At 40.3% G+C, this 7,408-nt stretch carries 6 protein-coding genes; 1 reads left to right on the top strand and 5 read right to left on the bottom strand.

What is annotated here, in order from left to right; genetic code table 11:
• Positions 1 to 320: 320 nt before the first annotated feature.
• The 5 genes from B5E84_RS19860 to B5E84_RS19840 form a co-directional block, all read right to left on the bottom strand.
• Positions 321 to 1,196 (bottom strand): DUF3881 family protein, encoded by an 876-nt coding sequence (locus B5E84_RS19860; RefSeq protein ID WP_087226615.1) that lies wholly within the window; start codon positions 1,194 to 1,196, stop codon positions 321 to 323.
• Positions 1,197 to 1,532: 336 nt separating this feature from the next.
• Positions 1,533 to 2,867 carry an NADP-specific glutamate dehydrogenase gene (gene gdhA / locus B5E84_RS19855; RefSeq protein WP_087226618.1) on the bottom strand — a complete coding sequence of 445 codons (1,335 nt, stop codon included), beginning with the start codon at positions 2,865 to 2,867 and terminating at the stop codon, positions 1,533 to 1,535.
• Positions 2,868 to 3,073: 206 nt separating this feature from the next.
• Positions 3,074 to 3,592 carry a DUF4446 family protein gene (locus B5E84_RS19850; protein ID WP_087226612.1) on the bottom strand — a complete coding sequence of 173 codons (519 nt, stop codon included), beginning with the start codon at positions 3,590 to 3,592 and terminating at the stop codon, positions 3,074 to 3,076.
• Between the two features lie 21 nt (positions 3,593 to 3,613).
• Complete coding sequence (locus tag B5E84_RS19845; protein WP_087226610.1) at positions 3,614 to 4,540, bottom strand: ParB/RepB/Spo0J family partition protein; 927 nt, start codon at positions 4,538 to 4,540, stop codon at positions 3,614 to 3,616.
• Entirely contained in the window at positions 4,540 to 5,310 is a 771-nt protein-coding gene (locus B5E84_RS19840) for a ParA family protein (protein ID WP_087226607.1), read from the bottom strand. Before B5E84_RS19840 ends, B5E84_RS19845 begins: the two co-directional genes overlap by 1 nt.
• A gap of 429 nt (positions 5,311 to 5,739) precedes the next feature.
• Between B5E84_RS19840 and B5E84_RS19835 the strand changes: the two genes are divergently transcribed.
• A complete protein-coding gene (locus B5E84_RS19835; RefSeq protein WP_087226604.1) occupies positions 5,740 to 6,690 on the top strand; it encodes an alpha/beta fold hydrolase in 951 nt (316 codons plus the stop codon).
• The last annotated feature ends 718 nt before the right edge of the window (positions 6,691 to 7,408 follow it).

Here is a 7,408-nt window from a genome sequence, read left to right as displayed (position 1 = left end):
AAATACTTTCTGCAAATTACAAGGCTTACACATCACTTCCAAAGCATCGAAAACAACTAGCAATCGGCCAGAAACCGAAGATAAATATTTACAACCCTTATGGATTCTTATAAAAACTCACCAAGCTATTCTCATCTCCGTTTTCAAATGTGTCAAATCAAAATTCCCTTTTCTAAAAACACAAATCAAAGTCTGAATTTCGTTTCAGCACATTCATAAATTCCATTTTCCTATTTCCGGCCAATCTATCTTTGAATTCCAACATTCAATAATCCGGAAGTCGTCAGAAAATCCCTGTTTAATTTTACATTTTTCATCCCTTATGTGAACTGTACAAATCCCTGCATCCAGATCTGTCCCTTAAACCGGCGCCCAATCTCCGGTTCTCCCAGCAAATCCATCTTTGCAATTCCTACATGAAACGTCAAATCGCTGCTCTCCACCGTCAGATCATATACGTCTTCTCCGGTCATGGAATTCTTCTTCATCGCCACATTCTTAATTTCACCAATCACAGAATACTGATCACACTCAATTCCGCACGGCATAAAGCAGGTTTCTACAATCGAGTAGATGTCCTCCTTCATCATCCTCCGGGTAATCTTGGAATACAGGTCAATATCCTCGATTGTCAGAGTCTCCATGGCATCTTCGTCTCCATTTTTCGCTGCCTCAATCAAATCGTTTCGATCTCTGGCTGCTACTCTGGATAACTCAACCTGTTTTGCTGTCTTTCGCAGCGGCAAAAGCACCTTCCCACTTGTCGCCAAACCAGTGAGATTTGCGCCGCCTATCTTATGAAAATCATAATCTCTTTTCATTTTCCGATACTCTGATAAATTTTCCAGAAAGAAAATCAAAGAGATTCCCACACGATACTCATCCAACAGTCCAGCGTACGTCTCCTTTTCCGTATGACGCTGAATCGAGCAGTCTGCTGCGGATGAAAGGTCACTGCTGCGCAGATACGGATAATAAAATTCTCTGTGAAAATTTCCATCTTCTCCGATCTCACCAAAAATAGCAATGCCCATTCCAGGAGCTACCTCTCCCCGAATCTCCCACAAATTCAGATTTTCTTCTGTCTGTACCCTTCTTTTCTCCGAAGGATTTTCCACAATCCGTTTTAAAAGAACTTCTACATCCTGATTGTTCCTAATTCCGGAAAATCCAATAGAACGCAAAAATTTGTGCATACTGTCACCTTCTTATTCAAAACTCAACGACTACAATCTACATCTCTGCACGAACCAAAATTTTACCATAAAAAGTGTGCGCTTGGCACACACTCGCATCGGAGCGCGGTTGCGTCAGCACCATATTCCTCCCCGCGGAGTGTGCCTCCTTGCGGAGCATTTTTATTTAACAGGGAACGCAGTTTCCTGTTAAATAAAAAATTCCCAGACAAACATGAGGCGAAGAACCACTCCGCCTCATGTGTTGAACCATATTATATACTATTTATTTACAGAATACAAGACCTGTAGCCGAAGAATTCTACACAGGTTTCTTGACACAGAAGTCAGAAAATCCTACACAATACCCTGGCTCATCATCGCAGCTGCTACCTTTTCAAAGCCTGCAATATTTGCTCCTGCTACATAGTTACCCTTCACTCCGTAGCGCTCCGCAGCATCTGCAGCCTTTGCATAAATATTCACCATAATATCCTTTAATTTGGCATCAACTTCTTCAAATGTCCAGCTCAGTCTCAGGCTGTTCTGGGACTGCTCAAGGCCACTCACTGCTACTCCGCCTGCATTTGCAGCCTTGCCAGGCATAAACAGAATACCATTCTCTACGAAGAAGTCCGTTGCCTCTCTGGTGGACGGCATATTTGCCCCCTCTGCCACTGCAAAGCATCCGTTTGCTTTCAGAGTCTTTGCATCCTCCAGATTCAGCTCGTTCTGCGTTGCACAGGGAAGTGCAATATCGCAGGGGATCGTCCAAATTCCTTTTCCTTCCGTATAAACTGCACCTGGAACTTCCTCAGCATACTCTTTCACACGACCACGGCGAACTTCCTTGATCTCTTTCATTACATCCAGCTTAATTCCGTCTTTATCGTACACATAGCCGTTGGAATCGCTCATAGCAACTACTTTTGCGCCCAGACTCTGTGCCTTCTGCGTCGCGTAGATTGCCACATTTCCGGAACCGGATACCAGAACCGTTTTGCCCTCCATATCCTTTCCGTCATGCTTTAACATCTCCTCCAGCATATATACAAGGCCATATCCTGTTGCCTCTGTACGAGCCAGAGAACCGCCGAAGGTCAGTCCTTTTCCCGTAAGAACCCCCTCGTATAATCCGGTGATTCTCTTATACTGTCCGAACAAGTATCCAACCTCACGCCCGCCTACACCAATATCACCAGCCGGTACATCCGTATTCGCTCCAATATGACGATACAGCTCTGTCATAAAACTCTGGCAGAAACGCATCACTTCTGCATCCGATTTTCCTTTGGGATCAAAGTTAGAACCACCTTTACCGCCGCCCATGGGAAGGCCGGTTAAAGAGTTTTTAAGCACCTGCTCAAAGCCCAGGAACTTTAATACGCTCTGATTTACAGACGGATGGAAACGAAGACCGCCCTTATATGGTCCAATGGAGCTGTTAAACTGTACACGGTATCCTTTGTTTACCTGTACTCTTCCCTGATCGTCCATCCACGGCACACGGAAACTTACAATGCGCTCCGGCTCAATAAACCGCTCCAGCAGTCCAACGCTGCGGTACTTTTCTTCATTGGCATCAATTACCAGTTTCAGGGAATCCAAAACTTCCTTTGCTGCCTGATGGAACTCCGGCTCTCCCGGATTCTGAGCTACTACTCTCTCATACATTTCATCAACGTAAGACATAAATTTTTCCTCCTCAAACTGTTCTTGGAAAAGGACTGAGCCTGTCTCCAGCATTAACGGCATAAGCCGTTTTTATTCCTCAAAAAGCAACAAAAGCCGGGACCTCCTCAGTCCCGGCTCCTTTGCCTTCATCATATGTCATTGATTTTAGCAATTCATTATCCTAAAGTCAATTCTTTCCAATATTGTACTCAAAAAAATACAATTTATACCATTTTAGCCTCTCTGTACCCCAGCGCCTGCTCTAATGCCTCTTTTTCTTCATTACCGAGCAATGTCTCCGTTTGTCCTCTGTCCACAGGTTTGATGTACAGATAGCAGCCCTCTCGACTGTGCACGGAATTCATTACAAAACCAGAATTTGTGTAATCCAGAAGGGCAACTGCAAAACTCAGCGTGCCTCCCATACCCTTAAAAGCATTGTATTTTACCAAGCCAAACTTCTGGTAAGATGCTCTCTGATTGCGATTTAAGGACCGGATGGCCTCCTTGTTAGCCTTATCCTCAGATCTCAAATTTTTTATTTCTTCAATCTGTTCGATAATAATATTCTCAAGGGTTTCTGCATCTTTTCCCCGCATAAAATAATCATACCTGCGATACAGTTTCTTCATATTTATAATACATACGATCACTGCCACCAACAGGATCAGGGTGATCACAGCCAATCCAATGATGATATATGCCGGATCTACCGGCAAGCTGTTCAAAATACTGCTCTCCATCTTATGTCCTCACTTCCAATTCTAGTATTGCTTAATTGACTCAATTAATTCAATAATCCTCTCCAATTCTGCGGAAGAATAGTACTCAATTTCGATTCTTCCTTTATTCTTGTCCTTCCGATTAATGGATACTTTTGTTCCCATGATGGATTTCATTCTGTCTTCCATATTTTGGTATGCCAAAATCACAGCATCCGGCTCTTTCTCCTTTGTTTTCTCTTGTTTTGGTTTTGTCAGAGCCTTGACCAGCCGCTCCGTTTCCCGAACGCTCAGTCCATCCTTTACAATTTTTTGTGCTACAGAAAGTTGATCGTCCTGGTCTTCCAAAACAAGAAGGGCTCTGGCATGGCCGCTGGAAACAATGCCCTCTGCCACCATAGCCTGGATGTCCTTATGTAATTTTAAAAGTCTCACACTATTCGTGATCGTCGTTCTGTTTTTCGCCACCCTGGCTGCAATTTCATCCTGTTTTAAATGAAACTCCTCTATCAGGCGCTGATATGCCATGGCTTCTTCAATAGGATTTAAATCCTCTCGCTGTACATTCTCAATTAACGCGATTTCAAGCTTTTGCTGAGCACTGTACTCTCGAATCACCACCGGAACTTCCTTGAGACCTGCCATTTTAGCAGCTCTCCACCGCCGTTCTCCTGTAATAATTTCATAAAAATTACCATTTTTCTGAACAAGCAGTGGCTGAAGAATTCCATACTGTTTGATAGAATCCGCCAGTTCATTTAACTGTTCTTCATCAAAATTTTTTCTCGGCTGAGCCTGGTTTGGTTCAATAGAAGATATCTTAATGAACATCTCCTTTCCAACCGTATCGTCCTTCTCCTCCGTTTTTTTATTTCTGGATCTGCTTTTTTCGCCTGCTGGATCTTTTTCTACCACAGTATCTCCAATCAGTGCCCCAAGGCCCTTTCCCAATCCCGTCCTTTTTGCCATTATAATTCTTCTCCTCTTTTAATCACTTCAGCTGCTAACATTCGATAGTCTTCTGCCCCTACAGATCGGGTGTCATACAGGGTAATGGGCATCCCATAGCTGGGGGCCTCCGCAAGACGAACATTTCTATGTATCATTGTGTTATAGATATTTTCATTCAAACTTTCTCTCACACTCTGGACAACTTCATTTGAAAGATTTGTTCTGGAATCATACATTGTAAACACTACACCTTCCATTTCCAGTTTCGGATTTAACCCCTTTTTCACCAGTTGAATCGTTTTCATCACCTGATTCAGGCCTTCCAGAGCATAATATTCACACTGTATTGGTACTAAAACGGTATCTGCTGCCACCAGAGCGTTAATGGTCAACAAGCTAAGGGACGGCGGACAGTCAATAATGATAAAATCATAATTTTTCTTTATTCTTCTGAGAAATCCTCTCAAAATTTTTTCTTTATCGTCCATTTCCAGAAGCTCAATCTCTGCTCCTGCCAGGTTCACATTCGAAGGAATGACATCTAAATTGGGCTGAACTTCTTTTACAAGACAATCCGACAGCTTGCAGTCACCAATCAGCAGCTCGTACACTGTCTGTTCCAGATTTTCTTTTTCCAGCCCTAGACCACTCGTTTCATTTCCCTGGGGGTCAAAATCTACAGCTAAAACCTTTTGTCCCGCTTCTGCCAGCGTTGCAGACAAATTTATGGCTGTCGTCGTCTTTCCAACCCCGCCTTTTTGGTTTGCTATCGCTATTATTCTTCCCATATTTAAGTCCCTTTCTTTTGTTCACGGAAAAGTATACCACAAATCATTTTATTTTCATACCCTCATTTCAATGTTTCACGTGAAACTTTTCAGCCACTTTTGAGCTCTCTTAATGGAAAAATGAGCATTTATCCACCTCCCCCATTGTAATCTACATCTACTTACTTTATAATAAGATCAACACCAGAACAGCAGTGTATTTGAATTACGGTTTGATTATGATACCTTTTTCTTTTGTATCATGTATGATAAAATTTAATTGAAAAGTAAAATTTTTAGGCTTATTTTCATACTATAAACCATTTATTTATGAAACAGGTAATAGAAAAATAACTTACAAGCCCTTATATTTGTTATTTTATTCGGGTATTGAACCCCTTTTGTCCTATAGAATATACACTACTATCAGCAATCAGGAGGTAACACACTATGAAAACCAGAAACAAATTCCTCACCCTCTTTCTTCTGGCTTCCGGTGCTGTCACTGGCACAGCTCTTATTAATAAAGCCTTAAAAATATCTGCCACATCCAAACATCTTTTAGATCTTCCCCAGTCCCTTTGCTATTCCTGGCGTCTGGGAAAAATACATTATACTAAGGTAGGAACAGGCTCTCCTCTTTTGCTGGTTCATGATTTTCACTTTTCTTCCAGCAGTTACGAATGGCACAGAATGATTCACTCTTTAAAAGAACATTATACCGTTTATACGATTGACTTAATTGGATGTGGACGTTCGGAGAAACCGAATTTAACCTATACAAATTATTTTTATGTTCAACTTCTTTGTGATTTTATAAAGTCTGAAATCGGTCACCGTACAGACCTGATCGTAACCGGAGAAACTTCTGCTTTTGCCATTATGGCCTGCAACAATGATCCAACTTTGTTTAATCGGATCATGTTGATTAATCCCAGCAGCCTACAATCTTTTGCACAGGTGCCAAACAAACATACAAAACTATATAAATTTATTTTAGATCTCCCTGTGATTGGTACTTTGCTGTATAACATCGCCTGTAGCAGAAACCAAATTGAAAAAACATTCGAGGAACAATACTTTTTCAATCCATACTCTGCTCGTTCCACCTATGTTGATCACTATTTTGAATCAGCTCATCTGGGTGAATGCCCCAAGGCAGTCTATTCCAGCCTGATTTGCAATTATATCAAGTGCAATATTGCCAATGCTTTAAAGAAAATTGACAATAGCATCTATATTTTAGGTGGAGAAGATGAAAATAATATGGAGGAAATCGCAAAAGAATATCAGACTTTAAATTCTGCTATAGAGTATTCTCTTATTCCGAAGACAAAACATCTTCCACAATTAGAAAATCCAGAAAAGGTATTAGAAACCATTCGAATATTTTTTTCTTAACGAAGGATTATAAACAATAACATTAAGCGGCAAAACCATGGTTATTTTTATATATGCCTGAACGTTTTAGGCTAATAAGTGACGGTTAAAAAGCATTACAAATAACGACTCAATTTTAATTATCTCGTCATTTAATATAGACTGTGGTTTTGCCATTCTTAAATTAAAAGCGTTCTACGTTCTATATCAATCGGCAGACAGGTTTCGCGTCTATTCGCTTATATGAAAGAATACAAACGTATTTTGATACTAATCTGGACAGATATGAACCTATAACGAGGATCTGGAATATCATATAAATTGAGCATTATAAGAAACCAAATGACATGAAACAATTATGGTATCTTATAATTAATGATTACTGTTCCAGTAATTATTTCAATGCTAGTATATGAAAAAACGATTATTTCTCTTGATTGGAAATATTCAAAAACTGATCTGTATTGAGAATTGTAAAAATATAATATGCCATTAGATTTCTATTACTTAAATGTTTCACGTGAAACATTTCGGGTTAAATGAATCCTTTATTTCTTATCCATTTATTGTACCTAAAACATACCTGTATTGTCAATCCCTTATTAAAATGCGCATTTTAAATGTGAAATGTAAAGTTAAATTCTACTCTCACACCCCCGTCTAGCTTTTACCTTTTCACAAATAGCTCTTATCCTTTCACATCTTCCCCATTAGCGGTATACTCATACTATTCTTTCTG

Source organism: Lachnoclostridium sp. An14 (assembly GCF_002160755.1).
Classification (GTDB): Bacteria; Bacillota; Clostridia; order Lachnospirales; family Lachnospiraceae; genus Lachnoclostridium_A.
Note: the sequence above shows the minus strand (reverse complement) of the source record. Positions and strands in the feature narration are given on the sequence as shown.

What these genes read in the sequence shown, in the direction of transcription:
- B5E84_RS19860 (WP_087226615.1), bottom strand. Translation starts at nt 1,196, where the DNA reads ATGCACAAATTTTTGCGTTCTATTGGATTTTCCGGAATTAGGAACAAT.
- gdhA (WP_087226618.1), bottom strand. Translation starts at nt 2,867, where the DNA reads ATGTCTTACGTTGATGAAATGTATGAGAGAGTAGTAGCTCAGAATCCG.
- B5E84_RS19850 (WP_087226612.1), bottom strand. Translation starts at nt 3,592, where the DNA reads ATGGAGAGCAGTATTTTGAACAGCTTGCCGGTAGATCCGGCATATATC.
- B5E84_RS19845 (WP_087226610.1), bottom strand. Translation starts at nt 4,540, where the DNA reads ATGGCAAAAAGGACGGGATTGGGAAAGGGCCTTGGGGCACTGATTGGA.
- B5E84_RS19840 (WP_087226607.1), bottom strand. Translation starts at nt 5,310, where the DNA reads ATGGGAAGAATAATAGCGATAGCAAACCAAAAAGGCGGGGTTGGAAAG.
- B5E84_RS19835 (WP_087226604.1), top strand. Translation starts at nt 5,740, where the DNA reads ATGAAAACCAGAAACAAATTCCTCACCCTCTTTCTTCTGGCTTCCGGT.